This is a genomic window from Coleofasciculus sp. G1-WW12-02 (assembly GCF_040219735.1).
Lineage (GTDB): Bacteria > Cyanobacteriota > Cyanobacteriia > Cyanobacteriales > Coleofasciculaceae > Coleofasciculus.
Window position 1 is genome coordinate 1 of sequence record NZ_JAVJRX010000141.1, and the last position, 20,440, is coordinate 20,440.

Here is a 20,440-nt window from a genome sequence, read left to right on the forward strand (position 1 = left end):
AGACGGAATGCAGAGCAAGCGGAAACGCACTTCTAGACGTGGTGAAAATCCACAGCGGAATCGTTCAACTACCGCTTCGTTGGACGTGGTGTATACTTGTGGCAACGAATGATTATAATTGTATACATTTTTATGAGCGGTTAAACCCACACCTCCCCACTAAAAACCCAAGCCAATCCTCGAACTATTCCGACAAAACGAGATTCAACAGGCTTTTCGCCAAGCCTTCGATCGCAATAACCCCTCGATTCTCCTGCAACAAGGGGAAGCCTTTCTCGACGGATACGCCTTGGGGGATGAAATCCGAGAATTAAGCATTGACCCCAAGCGTGAATTTGCCGCCTTTGCTACCGTATTCATTGAAGTGGCTAAGCGATCGCGCACTCCAGCAGACGTTCTCACCAACCAGAAAATCGACTCCCTACACAAATCGATGAGAACCCTGCATCAACGGTTGGATAGACTCCCCACCTTAGCCGGAATTCGTACCGAGATAGCGCGGTTGGCGGCACAAGAATCTTTATCATCAGCCGAGGAATCATCCACCGAAATCCCCTGTCGGGCGTTTGGTTTAGCCCAACAGATGAAGGGTTGGTTTGAAACCTTGGGCTATGACTTTGAACCCTATCAAATCTGGGATGATACTTATGTTGAATGGATTGTCAACATTCCCGCCCGACGCGGATATGACCGGATTTTGGTCAGGGGGATTGAGGGAGAAGCCGGAATTCGGGATGTCACCGCCTTGCGAGAATCAGTGGATACTCAACGAACCGATGAAGGCTGGTTAGTTACCCAACGCCGCATCAGTCGCGCCGCCCGTGATGCGGTGGAAACGCGGGAAAATCGTGATTTATTTTGTTATACTTTTGATGAATTATTGGATGAAGCGGCAGATTTTCGGGAGTATTTGAACTGGTTAGAAACAGAGGTAAAACGGCGAAGGATCGATCAAAACTATGTGCCGTTAGCTTGCAGCAAAGCAGAGATTGATCCGATTACCCAGCGTCAAATTGCCGTGAGTCGTTACGATGAACGCGATGGTTGGATTGACGGGTATATTGACCTCTGGTTAGATGACCCCACAAAAGAGCATATCTCAATTTTAGGAGAATTTGGCACAGGCAAAACCTGGTTTGCCTTCCACTATGCCTGGATAGCATTGCAACGGTATCAGGAGGCAAAAAAACGCGGTGTTTCCCGTCCTCGCTTACCCTTAGTGATTACCCTGCGCGACTATGCCAAAGCTGTTGATGTGGAGAATGTTCTCGCGGGTTTCTTTTTTAGTCAGCATAATATTCGCCTGACTAGCAAAGTCTTTGATCAACTCAATCGCATGGGGAAATTGCTGCTCATATTCGATGGCTTTGACGAAATGGCAGCCAAGGTTGATCGCCAGCAAATGATTAACAACTTCTGGGAATTGGCGAAGGTAGTTGTACCCGGAAGCAAAGTTATTTTAACCTGTCGCACCGAACATTTTCCAGAGGCAAAAGAAGGACGGGCATTGCTGAATGGTGAATTACAAGCCTCGACTGCGAATTTGACCGGGGAAGCGCCTCAGTTTGAAGTGCTGGAATTGGAGAAATTTGATGATAACCAAATCCGTCAGGTGTTATCCTTTCAAGCTCAACCAGCCACAGTTAATCAGGTAATGGGAAATCCGCAATTATTAGATTTAGCCCGTCGTCCAGTCATGACGGATTTGATATTAGAAGCCTTGCCAGATATTGAAGCAGGTAAACCTGTGGATATGTCCAGGATTTATTTGTATGCCGTGTGGCGCAAGATGGAACGGGATATTAAAGCCGAACGCACGTTTACATCGTTGGCAGATAAGCTTTATTTTCTGTGTGAGTTGGCGTGGGAGATGTTGTCAACGGATCAGATGAGTTTGAATTATCGGCAATTTCCTGATCGCATTCGTCGGTTATTTGGTTCAGTGGTTCGGGAGGAAAAGGATTTAGACCATTGGCATTATGACATGATGGGGCAATCGATGCTGGTTCGGAATGCCGATGGCGATTATACTCCAGCGCATCGATCCCTATTGGAGTTTTTTGTGGCGTATAAGTTTGCCGCCGAGTTGGGGGTATTGGCGGCTGATTTTACCGAATTAGCTAAAGCTCAATCTTCTATTGAGGCAAGTGCTACGCCTGAAAATTATACCTGGTCATCTTATTTTTATCGCCAGATAGATGAGGCGGGGAAGATGATTTCCATTGCGCCGTTAAAGGGATTTGAGAGTGAGTCTTTAGCTTATTTACGTCAAACTTTAGGACAAGCAAAGTTGACAAAAGCGGTGATGGATTTGATTGTACCGATGCTTGACCTAACCCCCCCAGCCCCCCTTCCCTCGCAGGGAAGGGGGGAGCAAGAATTCCCTGTTGCAGGAGAGGAAATGGGAGAGTCTTGCTCGCCTGTTGCAGCAAAGGAAATGAAAGAATCTTGCTCCCCTCTCCTTGCAGGAGAGGGGCTGGGGGAGAGGTCAAAAAAATCGCCCCTTCTGGAAATTCTGGAAGCGACACGGGGTAAAAGTGAGGATGAAGTGGGATATATTGGGGGAAATGCAGCGACGTTGCTGGTGAGGGTTGATCAGAATGCGATCGAAGGTATAAATCTTAGTCACACCGTCATTAAAGCTGCTGATTTTTCTAATGCTAGTTTGCACCGTGTAAATTTGACAGAGGCTAACTTAGTTGATTGTAGTTTTACTAAAGTGTTTTGTTATGTTTTATCCATAGCATACAGCCCAGATGGACAATTTTTAGTCACAGGAGATGATAATGGAGTTGTTCGCTTGTGGCAAGCTGCCAATGGAAGAGAACTTTGGAGCTGTCAAGGACACACCAATAGAGTCAACTCAGTAGCCTTCAGTCCAAATGGTCAGACTATTGCCAGTGGCAGTAATGATCAAAAGGTAAAAATATGGGATATTTCTACAGGTCAGTGCCTGAAAACTTTGCCAGGGCATACTGATTTCGTATTATCAGTTGTCTTTAGTCCGGATAGTCAGATTCTTGCCAGTGGTAGTCGTGACAAAACAGTAAAACTATGGGATATCAATACAGATGAATGTTTTGGAACCTTAGGGGGACACTTCGGTTCAGTATTCTCGGTTGTTTTCAGTGCGGATGGTCAAACTGTTATTAGTGGTAGTCATGACAAAATAATAAGACTATGGAATATACCCACTGGCAAATGTTTTAAAAAGTTGCAGGGACATACTGATTCTATATTGTCAGTCGCATTAAGCCCAGATGGTAAAACGATTGCTAGTGCTAGCACTGATCAGACAGTGAGGTTATGGAATGTTCGTACCAGTGAATGTGTCAATATTTTGCCAGGACACATTGGTTGGGTACGTTCAGTTGCTTTTAGTCCAGATAATCAGACACTAATCAGTGGTGGTAATGACAAAACATTAAAACTCTGGGATGTTCAAACAGGTGAATGTCTCAACCAACTACAGGGACACATTGGTTGGGTACGTTCAGTCACCTTTAGCCCAAATGGTCAGACTCTTGCCAGTGGGGGTTCAGATCAAACGGTAAAACTATGGGATATTCATACAGGTGAATGTCTGAAAAGCTTTCAGGGATACAGCAATTGGGTACGTGCCATTACTTTCAGTTTAAATGGTCAAGTTATTGCTAGTGGGGGTAATGACAAAACAGTGAAATTATGGGATATCCACACGGGTAAATGTCTCCATAAATTACAGGGACATATTGGTTGGATACGCTCAGTCACCTTTAGCCCAGATGGTCAAACTATTGCTAGTGCTAGTTCTGATCATACTGTGAGATTGTGGAATGTTTGTACTAGCGAATGCCTCAAATCTTTTCAAGGTCATAATAGTTGGGTGAACTCAATTGTCTTCAGTCCGGATGGTGAAACTCTTGCTAGCGGCAGTTGTGATAACACAGTAAAGCTATGGGATATCCATACGGGTGAATGCTTGAAAACCTTTCCAGGACACAGCAATTGGGTACGTGCCGTCACCTTCAGTCCAAATGGTCAGGTTATTGCTAGTGGAGGTAACGACCAAATGATAAAACTGTGGGATATCCATACAGGTCAATGCTTGAAAACCTTTCCAGGACACAGCAATTGGGTGCGTGCAGTTACCTTCAGTCCAAATGGTCACATTTTGATTAGTGGAAGTGACGATCAAACGATAAAAGTATGGAATATCCATACAGGTGAATGCTTGAAAAGCTTTCCGGGACACACTGCACGAGTACGGGCAGTTGCATTCAGTCCAGATGGTGAAACGATTGCCAGTGCAAGCTCAGACCAAATGGTGAAACTATGGGATATCCACACGGGTGAATGCCTGAAAACTTTCCAAGGACATACCGATTCCTTGCTTTCAGTTGCATTTAGTCCAGATGGTGAAACGATTGCTAGTTGTAGCCGGGATGAAACCATCAAGATTTGGGATGTCAAGACTAGCGAGTGCCTAAAAACTATGGCAGATAGACCCTATGAGGGTATGAATATTACAGGCATCACAGGTTTAACCGAAGCCGAGAAAACCACACTCAAAACTTTAGGCGCCGTAGAACTAACACAAGATTAAGAATTGGGGAACCCGCGCAGGCGGGTTTTGTTTGTGTAGCTGCGGTTTCAACCGCCCAGCCAGTAGGTTGGATTGAAGATTAAATACCCTCATACCCCAGCACTGAAAATTTGATTAACCGTCAAATTCAACTCTGGAAAAATTGCTGACACAATCCGGTCATCTCCCCGAAACTGCTGCACCTGGTACACACCATCAACGAGTTGATAAACCGAAAACGTCGGTTGCTTGGGACTGCCAATATAACGCCTACCGCCTAATCCCAGATAATCTACAATCCAATACTCAGGAATACCCATCGCCTCATAATCTTCCAATTTCAGGGCATAATCATCACTCCAATTCATGGAAACCACTTCTATAACTAAACGGATAGAAGTCCCAAACATAATGATAGATTCATTTTCCCAGCGAGGTTCGTTGTTCGCCACACCAATCTTATCTAAAACAATGACATCAGGTTCATAACTCGATTCTTGTGCAGGTTTAACAACGCATTCCTTGGGTATAAAATAAGGCAGTTGAGAACGCCGAATTTCCAGGAACAGTTCCCCAGATATAAACCCAGCGACTTCTGAATGTTTCCCCCTTGGTTTAGGCGCTGCAATAATTACCCCGTCGTGCAGTTCATAGCGATACTCTGGATTCTCTGGATACCAGTCAATAAATTCGTCAAATGTTAATTGTTTGGGTATAGCTTGAATCATCGTCTCACAACCTTAGCAATACCTGAATCCTTCAATTCTTACACACCGGAACTGAAATCTTACTTGGTCGTTGGTGACTGGCAGCGCGGACAAAAATGAGACGAACGCCCAGACAACTTAATCCGCTCAATTGGGGTCTCACAGACGCGACAAGGCTGTCCTGTGCGACCATAGACCCAAGCGACTCCACTGTAATTGCCATTGACCCCCTGGACATTGAGGAAGCTGCTGAAGGTTGTGCCACCCGCCTCAATCCCCGTTTTTAACACTTGAATAATCCCTTGGTGCAGACGTTCAATTTGGTCTACACTTAATCGGGCGCAAACAGTTTGAGGGTGAATCCCACTCACGAATAAGGCTTCATCGGCGTAGATATTCCCCACGCCTGCAACCAGAGATTGGTCGAGGAGGGCGGTTTTGATCGAACGCTGAGACGTTTTCAGCTTTTGTGTCAAATACTCTGGAGAGAACGCATCCGAGAAGGGTTCAGGTCCTAAATTTTGCAACCCCGTGATAATGCGATCGCACGCTTCCCCCGGCGGCACCCACCACATCCGACCAAAGGTGCGTTGATCCACAAAACGCAATTCCTGTCCTTGGGGAAAAAACAAGCGCACTCGCGTATGCTTCTGTAACGGTTCCATTTGCTGAATCCATAAAAGTTGCCCACTCATCCGCAGATGCACTCCTAACCAGCCAGCATCCCCCTCTTCAGAGTGGCTAAGTTGGGCAAGCAAATATTTACCCCGTCGGTGCCAATCGGTAATTCTCGTCTGCTTCACACCCTCCAAAAACGCTGCCACAGAAACAGGGTAGGCGATGGTGCGCGGGAGCAACACATCCCCACCCTGAATATCCTGGGTACAAGTAATTTGCTTGAGACCCAGACGAATTGTTTCAACTTCCGGCAATTCAGGCACGGCTTCGTGTGATACCGTTCCTTTACTTCTTAGCTTTCTTCTTAGCCGCTTCCACGACTATGAGTTCGTTTTCAGCAAAGTTATTGGTATTGATGCCAGCATAGTTGACTTTATCGAAACGGACGATGACCGGATAGATAATGCCGCTCTTGTCTACGGTTGCCACGGTTCCAACGTCGTTAAACCAGTAGGATTCTTTGCGTTTAATCCGAACTTTCGCGCCGCGTGCTATTTCTGCCATATCAGTTTTTCCCTTACTAATCTAGTTTTACAGCGTACTACTGGATCAGGGGTGTCTGCTTACTCTGTGTTTTAAGTTTTATTACAAAGATAAGTTGAAAAGCCCCTTGTTTCCAGATATAGAGGGAGATAGGGCGGGATGGCGGGGTGCGGGAGCATCGTAGAGACGTAGCATGCTACGTCTCTACACCGATGGAACTCCTACCCTCCTACCCTCTTGAGTCTAATCCCGCCATCGCACCTGTACGAAATGAGCAGGTCGTCCCCAGATATCTGAGGTATCGCTAATATCGTCAACAGCTAGATTAAATGGAATAGCCGTAGTTAGGTAGCGTTGAGCTAGGATACCAATGTCAGGGGCAAGTTGGGTAGCTGTGGCGGTGGCTAAACCCAAACCAATTAGTTGCTCAATCGGACCACGGGGTAGGAGGAGATGGGCGCCTAGGGCAAGTCCAGCCGTTAACATCATGCCAACGGAGAGATTCGTACCGCAACGAGGATGTACAGCTAAATTCCATTCCCCTTGGGTGAGACGGTTCAACGCCAGAGGAACCGCACGTCTTAAGTCTGATAAATTCACCTGACCGTAGAGGTAAAATCCTTGTTCGGTGGATAAACCGCCTAAGGTATCATTATCCATCTCATGCACGGTGGTGGCTGTACCCGCACGACTGCTACCGGGGCGTGACGTATAGTTGACGTTGGCTAAATCAGCCAGAACCCAAACCGTAGCATGTTCAAGAGCATGAACCTGACGCAGCATTAACAGTTCTTGTAACCCTGGTACAAAAGGCAGTTGCTTGAGTAAGTCAGTATCTTGGCTGGGATAGGGCGTGGGAAAGTTAAAATCCCAAGTCTGAGCAGAAGTCGTATAAGTCATGGCAGGAGTACTCTCAAACTAGCCGATATTCTTTCAACTTTAGCGTTCGTTATTGGGGAAGTGTTGACCCTTCGCTTCGCTAGGCTCAAGGGTATGGCGCGTGAGTGTTGAATTTTGAGTGTGTAGGGGTGGGTTTCACCATTATCGTTTCTGACCTCACAAAAGATGTGACTCGCGCCCGCCCTCATTTCCCCTGCACCTGAGCATCCCCGCACCCTCCGCACCCATAACGACGCGATAAGTTTTGCCGCGATAGAATACCAGGTATGCATTGCTGTATCTAGACACCGTACATCTTATTCCTCTCTAGTGGTCTCCCCCGTGCAAAAAAAGCGAAGCATCCTATGGCTTCCCCCTTCTTAAGGGGGACGGGAGGGGGATCAAAAAGGGGGACGGAAGGGGGATCTAAAGGGGGACGGAAGGGGGATCAAAAAGGGAAGAGGGGGATCGCAATTTGACAGACGTAGCAGGCTACGTGCTACGTCTCTACATAACTTTTGACGTTTGACTTACCTCATGAGTAATTTTCCAGACTTATCCAGCCACGGTTTCAGGGTTGTTCGAGAATTAGGTCATAATCGCGCAGGTGGGAGAGTCACCTACCTGGCGGTGCCAATTCCTCCCCTGACGTCAAAGGGAATGCTGAAAGAACCCGTTGTGATTAAACAGTTTCAGTTTGCCCAAAGTGAGGCAAACTGGTCTGATTATGAAGCCATCGAACGGGAAATTCAAGTGTTACGTGGATTGAATCATCCAGGAATTCCTCAATATTTGGGTTCATTTCAAACCGCAACCGGGTTTTGTTTAGTCCAGGATTATAAAAAAGCCGCGTCTTTAGCTGTTCGGCGTAGTTTTGACCCCGATGAAATTAAGCAAATTGCTGTTTCATTACTCAATATTCTAGTTTATTTACAAAATCGCATTCCGCCGATTAGTCATCGGGATATTAAACCGGAAAATATCCTAGTCGATGATGAGTTGAATGTCTACCTGGTTGATTTTGGCTTTGCCCATGTCGGCGGTAGTGAAATTGCCATGAGTAGTGTGGCGAAGGGGACGATTGGGTTCATCGCTCCGGAATTACTGTTTAATCAACAAGTGAGTGAGGCGTCGGATCTCTATGGGTTAGGCGCAACGCTGATTTGTTTACTCACGGGTATTGCCTCAACCGATATTAGTCAGTTAATTGATGAAGACTATCGGATTAATTTTAAACATCGGGTTCCTCGGTTGAGTTTGCGGTGGATTGAATGGCTGCAAGCGATGGTGGAACTGAAACCAAAAGACCGTTTTCTAGATGCGGAAACCGCGTTAGAGGCGCTGAATCCAATTTATGTGATTCGAGTACCGGAGGTGAATCTCAATGTTTCATGTTTGGAATTCACGGCGAAGAAATTGGGGGAAAAGATAACTAAAAAGGTCATTCTGACGAACTCTGTTCCCGATACGGTATTGGAAAGCCGTTGGCAAATCGCCCCCCATCTGAGTGATCCACCCCACACGCCTGATTTCCATGAATGGATTTACCTTGAGCAAACTCATTTTGTCAGTAATCAAGTGCTGGGCAAAATTACCGTGGATACGCGGAAGTTGATGGCGAATAAGCTTTATGAGCGGGAGATATTAATTCATAGTAATTCCCATCCGGAAACCCAAAGCTTAACCCTAAAGGTGAAGACAGCACCTGTGCCGATTCCAGCGAAGAAATTACCCTATTTTTCGGTAGGATTATTGATTTTCTTTGCCGCCGCCGCCACCTGGGTGGAAACAATGGCATGGGATGGTATTGTGAGTCATAGTGGCACAATTGGTGTTGCGATCGCGATTTTCATTTCGGTGTTAGTGGCTCTGTTGGGACTCGTGGCGGCGATTACGTCGGGGTGGATTAGTCAGGGGATGGCAAAGGTGCGATCGCGCTTTGGGGTCAAGGTGAAAGCCCTAGATACCGTGGCTTCCGTTTTTTTTGCAGGTGTCGCGGCGATATTTGCCGCCCGATTTGGCGCTCAATTTCGGGCGACGGATATGGCAATTGCGGCATTTGCGGCGGTGGATGCGGTAGTATTTATGGCGGCATTTGAAGGAGAAGGCGTTGCTCAAAGTTGTGTGCAACGGGGCTTTAGTCAAGGGTTAGCATTGGGGGTTTCTGTCTTATCCGCCGCCTTGGGAATTAGTTTAGGAATAGCTTTAAAGTTAGGGGTTGTCAATGGTATGGTTTTGGGAGCAATTTTTAGCACAGGTTTTCCTTTAGCCACGTTGATTCTTTATCCGCCATTGGATCGGGCAAAACGTATTGCCCGTTATCGGAAATTTGAGCAGGATTTAATTAAACCATAATCAGTAGGGGCGGGTTTCACTATTATTATTTGTTTTCACCTTGATGTGACTAAACCCGCCCCCAGACGCTTCTTGCATCACCTCTCTACATCTCCCTAGAAATAACCGCTATGAAATTTAATGAACTCGATGCCAAAATGCGGGTTTATGAAACCGCCCATGATCACTGCGTTTTGCCGGGATTATATATAATAGCGCGGTTAGATGGGCGGGGTTTTACACGGCTAACGCGGGAAGTGCATCCATTTGAAGCACCCTTTGATGAAAAGTTTCGAGACTTGATGATTCTCAGCGTAGAACATTTGATGCATTGCGGCTTAAAAGTTATCTATGGGTATACTCAAAGTGATGAAATATCGCTGCTTTTTGATATCGCCGAATCTGCCTTTAATCGCAAATTACGCAAGCTGAACTCAGTTTTAGCTGGAGAAGCGAGTGCTAAATTTTCATTGATACTGGGAACAGTGGCGGGTTTCGATTGTCGCATTTCTCAATTACCGACAATAGAAATAGTGGTTGATTATTTTCGCTGGCGACAAGCAGATGCCCACAGAAATGCGTTAAACTCTCATAGTTATTGGTGTTTGCGGAAAGATGGCAAAACTGCCAGACAAGCCACAGCTCGGTTAGAACGGTTATCGGTGGCGGATAAGAATGAATTGTTATTCCAGCATGGGATTAATTTTAATCATGTACCGAATTGGCATAAACGAGGGGTAGGATTGTATTGGGAATCCTATCAAAAGCCGGGATTAAATCCCCTGACTGGTGAGACAACCGAAGCAATGAGGAAACGGATTCGACAGGAGTTAAATCTGCCAATGAAAGACCAATATAGTCAATTTGTTCGCGATTTGTTGAGCGAAATGAATCGGTCGTCAGGGCATTCGTAATTCGTCGGGACAGTCGTAATTCGTAGGGGCAAAGCATTCGCGCCTAGATATATCATTGAACTGACTAAATTTTCATCGCGAATGCTTTGCCCATATCCCAGCCATAAGTCATAGATTAGACAAATTGTACCAATGACCCATAACCAATGACCAACCATGAACGATTTCCAGATATTAAAACGAATTTTTAATGCCTTTGACCCCTTTCGCCCCTTACCCCCTGGTGATCCAACTTACGTGGATTGTGAAGAAGTGCGGGGCGATTGTGATATCTTAATTGAATTAGGACGATCAATTTTATTATCAGATAGAGTTACCTGTAATCTTTATGCCGGACATCGGGGAGCGGGAAAATCTACAGAATTGCTGCGGCTCAAAGCTGACTTGGAACAGCAGAAGTATTATGTTGTCTATTTTGCCGCTGATGATGAAGATATTGATCCAGAAGATGCCCAATATACGGATATTTTATTGGCTTGTACGCGGCGGTTATTAGAAGCATTGAAAGATAATGCTAAACCTGATCCGTTATTGAATTGGTTGAAATATCGCTGGGGTTCGTTAAAAGACTTGGCACTAACCGAGGTGACATTTGAGAGTTTAAGTCTGGAATCGCAGATGTTACAATTTGCCAAATTAACTGCTAATTTAAGAGCCGTTCCCAGTACCAGGCAAAAGATTCGAGAACAGGTGGATGCGAATACGGTATCCTTGATTGAGGCGTTGAATGAAATGCCAAACATAATTTACCCTGGGGTTGTTCCGAATTAGTCGTAATTGCCGATAACTTAGATCGGATTGTGCCGATTTATGAACCAAATGGGAAACGCAGTAATCATGATGAGATTTTCATTGACCGTTGTGAACAACTGAGTAAATTAAATTGTCATACTATTTATACTGTACCAATTTCCATGGTTTATTCGGATCGAGGAACCGTATTAGAAGATCGTTACAGTAAAGCACAAGTCTTACCGATGATTATGGTACGCCAACCCACAGGTGAACCCTATACCAAAGGGATTGACAAGTTAAAGGAATTAATTGATAAACGCATTCGCCATAGTGTCCCTGATTTAACCTTGGAACAAGTATTTGAGGATACCAATACCGTCGAACAACTCTGTTTAATTAGTGGCGGTCATGTGCGAAACTTAATGCTATTAATGAAAACCAGTTTACAGCGCAGTCCTCGTTTACCAATCGCTAAAAAAGCCGTGCGTCGGGCGATTACTGAATTGCGAGAAACCTATCGCACAGCGGTGAATGAACCGGAATGGATGATGTTGGCACAGGTTGCCAAAAGTAAACAGATGCCGAATCAAGATGAGTATCGCAAACTGTTATTTAATCGCTGTATTTTAGAATATCGTTATTTAGATGAAGGAGGAGAAATTAAAGTTTGGAATGATGTCCATCCCTTAATTTATGGGATTGAGCGTTTTCAATCAGCATTGAATCAACTGTTGTAGTTCGTAGTAAGGGAACCTTAGCCTATCATCGTATCGCAGAGCAGGCATTCATCTGTGTTAACTTAACGTTGCAACCCTAAATAAGAAATCCCCCCTAGCCCCCCTTCGTAAGGGGGGAACAAGAAAAAGGGAAACCATAAAATTACTCAAAGTCTCCCTTTTTGAAACAAAATATATCAGCCAGTAGTGGACTGACACAGCTAAAATTGTGGGATAGATTTGGCGGTGAAATCGGGCGCACGCCATGCGCCCCTACAATTCTAATCCACCAATTAAGGTGTGCCACGCTAGTAGCCAGTAGGGTGGGCATTGCCCACCTGATATATTGGTAAAATAGTGGCATAAATTTGACAATTAAACCGGGCGCACGTCGGTGCGCCCCTACGGTATCTGAACAGAATATATCAGCATCACAGCAATGATCCGAAACCTGACCGAATGGGATGAAGACGACAAGGGCGACGCCGAGGACGAATATGAAGCCCTGCGGCGTTCTCTAAGTTGGACAGAAGAGTTTGGTTTGCTGTTTGTTGACTGTACTCCCGCCACAGCCGAGAAATTAATTAAGGATATCAAGCAGGATTTACCGCAAAAAAGAATCGAGGTTTTACGTCTTACCGAACCGATTGAGAATCTCTATACCGAAATCGCCGCTTTACCGAATCGGGATAGTATCGATATCTTATTTATTCAAGGGTTAGAGCATTCGATTTATGACTATGAAAAGACAATCAAAGATAATACAGAACGTCGCAACTATTCCTTGTTTTCCGTTCCGCGTTTATTAGGACATCTGAACCTACAGCGAGAATCATTTCGCGACCATTTTAATATCTGTTTTGTCTTTCTATTACCCAAATTTGCCCTAACCTATTTCAACCGCCGCGCCCCCGACTTCTATGACTGGCGTTCTGGTATGTTTAAATTAGAAAATCGAGGCGACTTAGCTTTAGCAGAGTTATCGCAAAGTGAGGAGGCGTTTTGGTTGAAGCAAGGCGAGCAGCGATTTATAGTTGGTGATTTAGTTGATGCAATTGCTTGCTGTGACAAAGCTTTAGATATTTCCCCTGATTCCCATATCGCTTGGTCTAACCGGGGTATTGCTCTGGCTAAGTTAGAACGAATAGAAGCGGCGATCATTAGCTACGATCATGCCTTAAAAATAAAACCGGATTCCCACACTGCTTGGTTTAACCTGGGTAATGCCCTATCTGAGTTAGGACGAATAGAAGAAGCGATCGCTAGCTACGATAAAGCCTTACAATTTAAACCCGATTCCCATGAAGCCTGGAACAACCGGGGTTTAGTTCTATCTGAGTTAGGACGATTTGAGGAAGCGATCGCTAGCTACGATAAAGCCTTACAATTTAAACCCGATTCCCATGAAGCCTGGAACAACCGGGGTTTAGTTCTATCTGAGTTAGGACGAATAGAGGAAGCGATCGCTAGCTACTATAGAGCCTTACAATTTAAACCTGATTACCATCAAGCCTGGAACAACCGGGGTAATGCCCTATTTAAGTTAGGAAGATTAGAGGCAGCGATCGCTAGCTTTGATCAAGCCTTACAAATTCAACCCGATTTACATCAAACCTGGGACAACCGGGGTAATGCCCTGTCTGAGTTAGGACAAATAGAGGAAGCAATTGTTTCCTATAATAAAGCCTTAGAAATTAAACCGGATGACGCTAATGCATTTTACGGAAAAGCTTGCTGTTATGCGTTGCAAAACCAAATTAACCTAGCCCTAGAAAATCTGCAACAAGCTATCACGTTGAATCCCGACGAATGCCGAGACATGGCAAAAACAAATTCAGAATTGGATAACCTTCGTCAAGAGCCGCGATTTCAAGCGTTGATTCAAGATGACAAGGATTAACGTTATCAGTGATTCAGTTATCAAAGAGTTTATCAGCCTCTAGTCCTGGGGTACACCGAATTTGATAGATTAGCTTTAGGCACAGAAAAATCCTCGGATCAGGGGCTAAAGCCCCGACTACGAACGAACCCCAAAGGAGAACCACGATATGGCAATCTTACAACTCCAAGACGGTACAACCTACACCCAACTCAACGACATTACCCAGGAATTAGCCGCCCTGAATGTGCAACTCAATCATTGGTCAGTTGGCGATAATCCAGAGATTCGCCGCCTGTTGGCGCAAGATTCTTTAACCGATGAAGAAAAGGAACAAATCCTACAAGCGTTGGATAACTATTTTGAACACCTGAAACAAACCGCAGGTTATCAGTCTCGCGATTTAATTGTGCTGCATCCCGATGTCCTCAATCTGGACACGATGCTATCTAAATTTGACCGTTGTCACTACCACACCGATGACGAAGTGCGCTACATTGTCGCAGGTGAAGGGGTGTTCGGTTTCGTGCGTCCCGATGGTTCTCAGGTGGAATTAACCGTGCAGCCAGAAGAATATATTAATGTCCCCGCGAATACAGAACATTGGTTTCATTTAACGCCATCTCGACGGGTGAAAGCGGTGCGTTATTTCACCACAACAGAAGGGTGGGTTCCAGAATATACGGGAACAGCGATTAATTTTGGGGCGTAAATTTAGCCCCGGTAGGGACATGGCACACCTAATTTTATGGATTAAAATTACGTCCGGAAACCGTAGGGGCGCACTGACGTGCGCCCTTTCCCGACACCCACGAGGGGGGTAGGGGGGAAACGTTCCCTCCCCTTGATGAGGGGAGGGTTAGGGAGGGGTTGTGTCAAAGTATTGCGTTCTGACAAGAGCTTAAGTTGACACCAATGGTTTAGGAACTAACACGACTTGTCACCAATAACTGAACAACAAAACCCATCCTTCGTCTTAATTAATTCAATACATCGTTAAATACGATTTTATTCCAGCGATTACACCAAGATGAACAGGATAAAATAAGTAAAACCATCGTGTTTTTATTCCTGGTTCCCCATTATGGAGGAGAATAAATAACGGTGCAATAACTCCAGCCAATTCGATAAAACCACCCCCAACGGCGACGTAAAGGATATGCAGTGAGATATAAACCAACCACCCTTTTAAATTCAACTCCCCCGGCTTAAAGTTTGACATTAGATAGACGATTGGCAGCGTAAAGAATCCTGCCTCGAAACGAGCGGCTATGGCAATCGTGGTAAACAATAAAACAATAGCCGCCTTAAGCAGACCATTATTAACCTGTTTAGCGAGTCGAATCGTCGTCACGCCAGCCGCCAGCACGAACAAAATATTCAGGGGAGGAGTTGCTGAGAAAATTAAAGAATAAACATGAGAATAAATCGGTTGTGAGACAACTCCCAGAAGGATAAGTCTAAATACATAATTCCAAATATTTGAAGTATAGTTTTCGCCTTGTGCCGCTAGCCAAGCAAAGAGAGGGAAGCTCAAACGCCCAATAGCAACCATAATCGTTGCTTCCGGGAAAAATACCCGTCCGACATGATCGATAAGCATCAGCAGACAGGCGATTAATTTAATGTGAAATGAATTTAGCAATTTTAATACTATGTCTTGGTTATACCAAATCTGGGTTAACTACCCCCTTGATAATTCAGTCCGCGCAGGCAACTTAGTTTGTGTGGTTCCGCGATTTTAATCGCCGTGGCTTTCCCGGTAGGAGTGGGTTTAGTACAGTTACCGGTTTTTTCCCAAACGTTATCGGTGAAACCCGCCCCGGAGAGAATTTATGCCGTGATCCACCCTAAGAGCGATGAAGGATGCTGGTTGAATTACCTAACCTGGTAGCTTAGCAAAACCAATCAGAATATAAATAGGAGAGTTTACATGGCTGATAATTATAAAGCAGAACGCACGGTTTCTGCGGTATTTAAAGAACAAGATCAAGTCGATGCCGCCATCCGACGCCTGGTGAATCGCGGCGTTCCCTCAGATCATATCTCGGTGATGGGTAAAAATTTTCAATCTCAAACCCGAATTACCGGATTTATTAGTAAGAAAGATGTTATTTTAGGCGGACTCAGAACCGGGGCAATTTTTGGCTCTTTATTTGGTTCGTTCTTAAGTCTGCTAACCGGTGTGGGTGTTTTATTGATTCCTTTTGTGGGTCCTGTGGTGTCAGCCGGTCCTTTGAGTGCCGTACTATTAGGGGCAGCTAGTGGTGCCCTCGCCGGTAGTGCTGGCGCGGGTTTAGTCTCGGTACTGGCTGCTTTAGGAATGCCAGAAGAAAAAGCGGCGATTTACCAAACACGCCTGCAAGCTGGTGAATTTCTGGTGATGGTAGAAGTTCCAGCGGGAAAATCGGGAGAATATCAACTTTTAATGCAAAGTGCAGGTGGGGAAGAAATCCATACCAGCGATATGACGCTACCTCGTCCCTGTCCCGGCAAATGTAACGATCCTAGCGATTTGTCTCCCGAAGTGCGATCGCATCTATCTGAAGACGCTCAGAAAACATTCATTGAGCGCTACAATAGCGTGTACGATGAGAGTCAAGACCCGCTCCAGGCAGAACAAGCCGCTTGGCAGACCATTCATCAGCAGTATGAAGAAGATGAAAATGGTGTGTGGTCAAAGCAAAAGGTGACAGCTTAAATTGGGTTTGTAGTTTGTAGTAAAGGATGCGAGCCTTTTATTCTGTGAGGGAACAGGTGTCAACCTAACCGACAACCTTGAGTAATGGTGCGTTACGATTCACTAACGCACCCTACAATTTGACTAAAATTGTGGACGAAATTTTACCGTTAAATGGGGCGCACAGACGTGCGCCCCTACGTTTTTTTCGGGTGTAAGGCTAATCCATTAAAATTCAATTCCCGGTTGCGCCTTAACTCCTTGTTCCCGAAATGGATGCTTCACTAGCGTCATTTCTGTAACCAAATCTGCCTGTTCAATTAATGCTTTCGGTGCGCCTCTTCCGGTTAAAATAACGTGAGACATTGCGGGCTTTTCCCCTAACCCTGCCAATACCTGCTCAACGCTTAAATATCCTAGTTTCAACGCCACATTAACTTCATCCAACAGCACTAAGCGAAACTCTGGGTTGTGGATAAACTCCAGCGCTTTTTCCCATGCGGCTTGAGCTTTAGTGATATCCCGTTCCCGATCTTGAGTTTCCCAGGTAAACCCCTCACCCATGGCGTGAAACTCCAACTGAGGCGTCTCCCCATTGGCGGCTTTTGTCCAATGCTCAAACGCCGCCTTCTCCGCCGGTTCCCAGGCTCCCTTGATAAACTGGATAATTGCTACCCGATAGCCATGACCGAGCGATCGCAAAACCATTCCTAGTGCGGCTGTCGTTTTCCCCTTGCCATTCCCCGTGTTTACAATAATTAACCCTTTCTCGGTTGACGCTTGAGCCAGACGTTGTTCCTGAACCTGTTTGCGTCGCTGCATTTTTTCGCGGTACTGCTCTGAGGTTAAACCAGAGGCTTTCTCAGATTCCTCAAATTCGCTAGATTCCCCGTAGGAACTGGTTTTCATCACCAATCACTCAAGACATAAGACTAAGAATTCATTACTAACTGTAACAGTTCTTGACAAAGTGACAAAATAAACCGGAACAGAATGATAAAATTCCTTAACTAGTTCGGCTCATAAAACCGGAAAACAAGCTGAATAGTCTTTTTTTTGCCCTGGGAACCAGGGCGACTACGCGGGTTCTCCGATGGAGGAGATAAAGGTTAGTTTTCTAACCAGAGACGCTGAGCAAAACCAAAGCATCTTTTTGGTGTGGCGGTATCGGCGAATGAGACGCGAAGCCTACAGGGTAATCGTTGATTGATTTAATGTAGGTAGTTCACATGCCCTATATCTTATACAAGATTGAGAGACAGTTATGGCAGAAGCAGAAAACATGCAAGAAACAGGACAGCCTACTCTATCTGGCAAACCGCCCATCTTCGGCGGTAGCACCGGCGGCTTGCTGACTAAAGCCCAAGTGGAAGAAAAATATGCGATTACTTGGACTAGCCCCAAAAAGCAAGTCTTTGAAATGCCCACGGGCGGTGCGGCGATCATGAATCAAGGGGAAAACCTGCTTTATCTATCTCGTAAAGAGCAATGTCTGGCTTTGGGCGCCCAATTGCGGACGCAATTTAAGCCCAAAATTGAAGACTATAAGATTTACCGGCTTTATCCCAATGGTGAAATTCAGTATCTGCACCCCGCAGATGGAGTCTTCCCCGAAAAAGTCAACGAAGGGCGTCCCTACGTCGGTAAGATTGACCGCAAGATCGGTAACAACCCAGAACCTGTTACCCTCAAGTTCAGCGGAAAGGCGACTTACGAGGTCTAGTTTCAGTAATCCGTTATCAGGCGAGTAGAATACCCATTCAGCACAGCTTGTTAGGGGGTTACTGACGGGTGCTGCACTGGTTAATCGGTTGCAGGTCTGTTAATTTGTTTGAAGGTTGGTGGTTCATCTGGGTGAACTGTTCAACCTTCAACAAAATTCGCCAGGATTCCCCCTCCTCGAAGCGAGTGAGCGTACCCTTCCCGAAGGCTTCGCCAACAGCTCACAAAGCGCAGGTGGGAGAGGAGCCGTCAGGTGAAGTGTAGCAGGGTGGAGTCGTTGAATTTTGTAATTGGGGAATGTTCCAGACGTAGCCTGCTACGTCTGGAACATCTCATCTTCCTTATCTCCCTCATCTTCCCTACCATTCATAATTCATCCAGTTGAAGCCTATGATATTACCAGAGTTTTCTCAATTTTGCGCCCTGTCTCAACAGGGTAATTTTGTACCCGTTTACCAAGAGTGGGTGGCAGATTTAGAGACTCCGGTGTCGGCTTGGTATAAAGTCTGTACGGGTCAACCCTATAGTTTTCTCCTGGAATCGGTGGAAGGGGGAGAAAATGTGGGACGCTATAGTTTGTTAGGGTGTGATCCGCTATGGGTGTTGGTCGCACGGGGCGATCGCACGACGCAGATGCACAGGAATGGCACGGTGACGGAGTTTGAAGGTAATCCCTTTGAGGCTTTAACGGATTGCCTTAGCCCCTATCATCCGGTTAAATTGCCCCAATTACCACCGGGAATTGGTGGGTTGTTCGGGTTTTGGGGATATGAGTTGATTCGCTGGATTGAACCTAGAGTTCCAGTTTATTCTCCATCTGATCAAGATTTGCCGGATGGATTGTGGATGCAGGTGGATAACTTGATAGTTTTTGATCAGGTCAAACGCAAAATATGGGCGATCGCCTACGCGGATTTACGGGATGCTCAAGGGGACTTGGAATCCGCCTATCAGCAAGCCTGCGATCGCGTCCAGACATTGGTGGATAAGCTGCAACTCCCTTTATCGAGTCAGGATACGGTTTTGGAATGGACGCCGCCAGGAACTACCAAGCAGCCGTTAAGCTATACCAGCAACACCCAAAAGGAACAGTTTTGTGCCAATGTGGACAAAGCCAAAGACTATATTCGCGCCGGTGATATCTTCCAAGTTGTCCTCTCCCAACGGCTTTCGGCAAACTATCAAGGTGATCCCTTTGCCTTATACCGATCCCTGCGTCTGATTAATCCCTCGCCTTATATGGCGTATTTTAATTTTGGCGATTGGCAATTAATTGGGTCAAGTCCGGAAGTCATGGTTAAAGCTAGCCGATTACCCACGGGAAAACTACAAGCCACCCTGCGTCCCATCGCTGGTACCCGTCGCCGAGGTCAAACAATCCAGGAAGATGAAGCGTTGGCGCAAGAGTTACTGCAAGATCCCAAAGAAATTGCCGAACACGTTATGCTAGTGGATCTCGGTCGCAATGATTTAGGGCGCGTTTGTACGAGTGGGACGGTGAAAGTTGATGAAAAAATGGTTATCGAACGCTATTCCCATGTTATGCACATTGTCAGTAATGTGGTGGGAGAACTTGCCGAAAATAAAACGGCTTGGGATTTATTCAAAGCCTGCTTTCCCGCCGGAACCGTCAGTGGTGCACCGAAAATTCGGGCGATGGAAATTATTCACGAATTAGAACCGGAACGGCGGAGTGCTTATTCTGGGGTCTATGGCTGGTATGATTTTGAAGGGCAGCTCAATAGCGCGATCGCGATTCGCACTATGGTGGTTCGTCCTCATACATCTAGCACACATACAGTATCTGTGCAAGCCGGTGCTGGTTTAGTCGCCGATTCTAACCCGGAAAAAGAATACGAAGAAACTTTAAATAAAGCCAGAGGATTATTAGAAGCCATTCGTTGCTTACAAACAACCGACAAACGTCAACAGTCATAAGTCATCAGTCTTAGGGTAGGACTTCCTTTTGCCACTCACTCACACAGGCTTGTCACTGATAATTTATCAAAATCACCGATTGTCAAAGACTAGGATAAGGCGGTAGAAATAACAACCTGCTGAAAACTTGTCTCCCTTGTCCCCTAAGAGTGGGTTAAAATTTTCTGTGCCCCCTGCACTAGGATGAGGTTACAAAGGAGGCAAAATCAGC

13 protein-coding genes and 2 pseudogenes are annotated in these 20,440 nt (G+C 45.7%); 9 read left to right on the plus strand and 6 right to left on the minus strand.

The window, feature by feature from the left end:
• Positions 1 to 163: 163 nt before the first annotated feature.
• Positions 164 to 4,585, plus strand: a pseudogene (locus RID09_RS22845) (WD40 domain-containing protein); the annotation flags it as partial.
• An 89-nt stretch (positions 4,586 to 4,674) separates the two neighbouring features.
• Here the strand turns inward: RID09_RS22845 and RID09_RS22850 are convergent.
• The 4 genes from RID09_RS22850 to RID09_RS22865 form a co-directional block, all read right to left on the minus strand.
• A complete protein-coding gene (locus RID09_RS22850; RefSeq protein WP_446338214.1) occupies positions 4,675 to 5,292 on the minus strand; it encodes a Uma2 family endonuclease in 618 nt (205 codons plus the stop codon).
• 59 nt (positions 5,293 to 5,351) lie between these two features.
• Positions 5,352 to 6,212, minus strand: coding sequence for a DNA-formamidopyrimidine glycosylase (locus RID09_RS22855; protein ID WP_446338215.1), 861 nt, complete (start codon positions 6,210 to 6,212; stop codon positions 5,352 to 5,354).
• Positions 6,213 to 6,234: 22 nt separating this feature from the next.
• A complete protein-coding gene (locus RID09_RS22860; protein ID WP_446338216.1) occupies positions 6,235 to 6,453 on the minus strand; it encodes a photosystem I reaction center subunit IV in 219 nt (72 codons plus the stop codon).
• 222 nt (positions 6,454 to 6,675) lie between these two features.
• Positions 6,676 to 7,332, minus strand: a complete 657-nt coding sequence (locus RID09_RS22865; RefSeq protein WP_446338217.1) for a DUF6391 domain-containing protein — start codon at positions 7,330 to 7,332, stop codon at positions 6,676 to 6,678.
• 516 nt (positions 7,333 to 7,848) lie between these two features.
• On the opposite strand from RID09_RS22865, the gene RID09_RS22870 reads away from it, so the two are divergent.
• The 5 genes and pseudogenes from RID09_RS22870 to RID09_RS22890 all read left to right on the plus strand — a co-directional run bounded on the left by RID09_RS22870 (position 7,849) and on the right by RID09_RS22890 (position 14,601).
• Positions 7,849 to 9,666: a serine/threonine protein kinase gene (locus RID09_RS22870; protein WP_446338218.1), complete on the plus strand. Its 1,818-nt coding sequence runs from the start codon at positions 7,849 to 7,851 to the stop codon at positions 9,664 to 9,666.
• 110 nt (positions 9,667 to 9,776) lie between these two features.
• Complete coding sequence (locus RID09_RS22875; protein ID WP_446338219.1) at positions 9,777 to 10,559, plus strand: tRNA(His) guanylyltransferase Thg1 family protein; 783 nt, start codon at positions 9,777 to 9,779, stop codon at positions 10,557 to 10,559.
• A 156-nt stretch (positions 10,560 to 10,715) separates the two neighbouring features.
• Positions 10,716 to 12,031: pseudogene (locus RID09_RS22880) on the plus strand (ATP-binding protein).
• A gap of 418 nt (positions 12,032 to 12,449) precedes the next feature.
• On the plus strand, positions 12,450 to 13,910 hold the full coding sequence (locus RID09_RS22885; protein ID WP_446338220.1) for a tetratricopeptide repeat protein: 1,461 nt from the start codon (positions 12,450 to 12,452) through the stop codon (positions 13,908 to 13,910).
• A 148-nt stretch (positions 13,911 to 14,058) separates the two neighbouring features.
• Entirely contained in the window at positions 14,059 to 14,601 is a 543-nt protein-coding gene (locus RID09_RS22890; protein ID WP_446338221.1) for a 1,2-dihydroxy-3-keto-5-methylthiopentene dioxygenase, read from the plus strand.
• 273 nt (positions 14,602 to 14,874) lie between these two features.
• Here RID09_RS22890 and RID09_RS22895 read toward each other — a convergent pair whose 3' ends face one another.
• Positions 14,875 to 15,534, minus strand: a complete 660-nt coding sequence (locus RID09_RS22895; protein WP_446338222.1) for a TraX family protein — start codon at positions 15,532 to 15,534, stop codon at positions 14,875 to 14,877.
• A gap of 288 nt (positions 15,535 to 15,822) precedes the next feature.
• Between RID09_RS22895 and RID09_RS22900 the strand changes: the two genes are divergently transcribed.
• The gene (locus RID09_RS22900) at positions 15,823 to 16,590 is read left to right on the plus strand and encodes a ChaB family protein (protein WP_446338223.1); all 768 of its coding nucleotides are present in this window, start codon (positions 15,823 to 15,825) and stop codon (positions 16,588 to 16,590) included.
• 207 nt (positions 16,591 to 16,797) lie between these two features.
• Here the strand turns inward: RID09_RS22900 and cobO are convergent, their stop codons facing one another.
• Positions 16,798 to 17,478, minus strand: coding sequence for a cob(I)yrinic acid a,c-diamide adenosyltransferase (cobO, locus tag RID09_RS22905; protein ID WP_446338224.1), 681 nt, complete (start codon positions 17,476 to 17,478; stop codon positions 16,798 to 16,800).
• A gap of 355 nt (positions 17,479 to 17,833) precedes the next feature.
• On the opposite strand from cobO, the gene psaD reads away from it, so the two are divergent.
• Both psaD and trpE read left to right on the plus strand, forming a co-directional pair.
• Complete coding sequence (gene psaD / locus RID09_RS22910) at positions 17,834 to 18,292, plus strand: photosystem I reaction center subunit II (protein WP_446338225.1); 459 nt, start codon at positions 17,834 to 17,836, stop codon at positions 18,290 to 18,292.
• Between the two features lie 389 nt (positions 18,293 to 18,681).
• A complete protein-coding gene (gene trpE, locus RID09_RS22915; protein ID WP_446338226.1) occupies positions 18,682 to 20,229 on the plus strand; it encodes an anthranilate synthase component I in 1,548 nt (515 codons plus the stop codon).
• Positions 20,230 to 20,440: the final 211 nt, after the last annotated feature.

Excerpts from the sequence above, each read along its gene's own strand:
- RID09_RS22850 (WP_446338214.1), bottom strand. The coding sequence starts at position 5,292 with ATGATTCAAGCTATACCCAAACAATTAACATTTGACGAATTTATTGAC.
- RID09_RS22860 (WP_446338216.1), bottom strand. The coding sequence starts at position 6,453 with ATGGCAGAAATAGCACGCGGCGCGAAAGTTCGGATTAAACGCAAAGAA.
- RID09_RS22865 (WP_446338217.1), bottom strand. The coding sequence starts at position 7,332 with ATGACTTATACGACTTCTGCTCAGACTTGGGATTTTAACTTTCCCACG.
- RID09_RS22870 (WP_446338218.1), top strand. The coding sequence starts at position 7,849 with ATGAGTAATTTTCCAGACTTATCCAGCCACGGTTTCAGGGTTGTTCGA.
- RID09_RS22875 (WP_446338219.1), top strand. The coding sequence starts at position 9,777 with ATGAAATTTAATGAACTCGATGCCAAAATGCGGGTTTATGAAACCGCC.
- RID09_RS22885 (WP_446338220.1), top strand. The coding sequence starts at position 12,450 with ATGATCCGAAACCTGACCGAATGGGATGAAGACGACAAGGGCGACGCC.
- RID09_RS22890 (WP_446338221.1), top strand. The coding sequence starts at position 14,059 with ATGGCAATCTTACAACTCCAAGACGGTACAACCTACACCCAACTCAAC.
- RID09_RS22900 (WP_446338223.1), top strand. The coding sequence starts at position 15,823 with ATGGCTGATAATTATAAAGCAGAACGCACGGTTTCTGCGGTATTTAAA.
- cobO (WP_446338224.1), bottom strand. The coding sequence starts at position 17,478 with ATGAAAACCAGTTCCTACGGGGAATCTAGCGAATTTGAGGAATCTGAG.
- psaD (WP_446338225.1), top strand. The coding sequence starts at position 17,834 with ATGGCAGAAGCAGAAAACATGCAAGAAACAGGACAGCCTACTCTATCT.
- trpE (WP_446338226.1), top strand. The coding sequence starts at position 18,682 with ATGATATTACCAGAGTTTTCTCAATTTTGCGCCCTGTCTCAACAGGGT.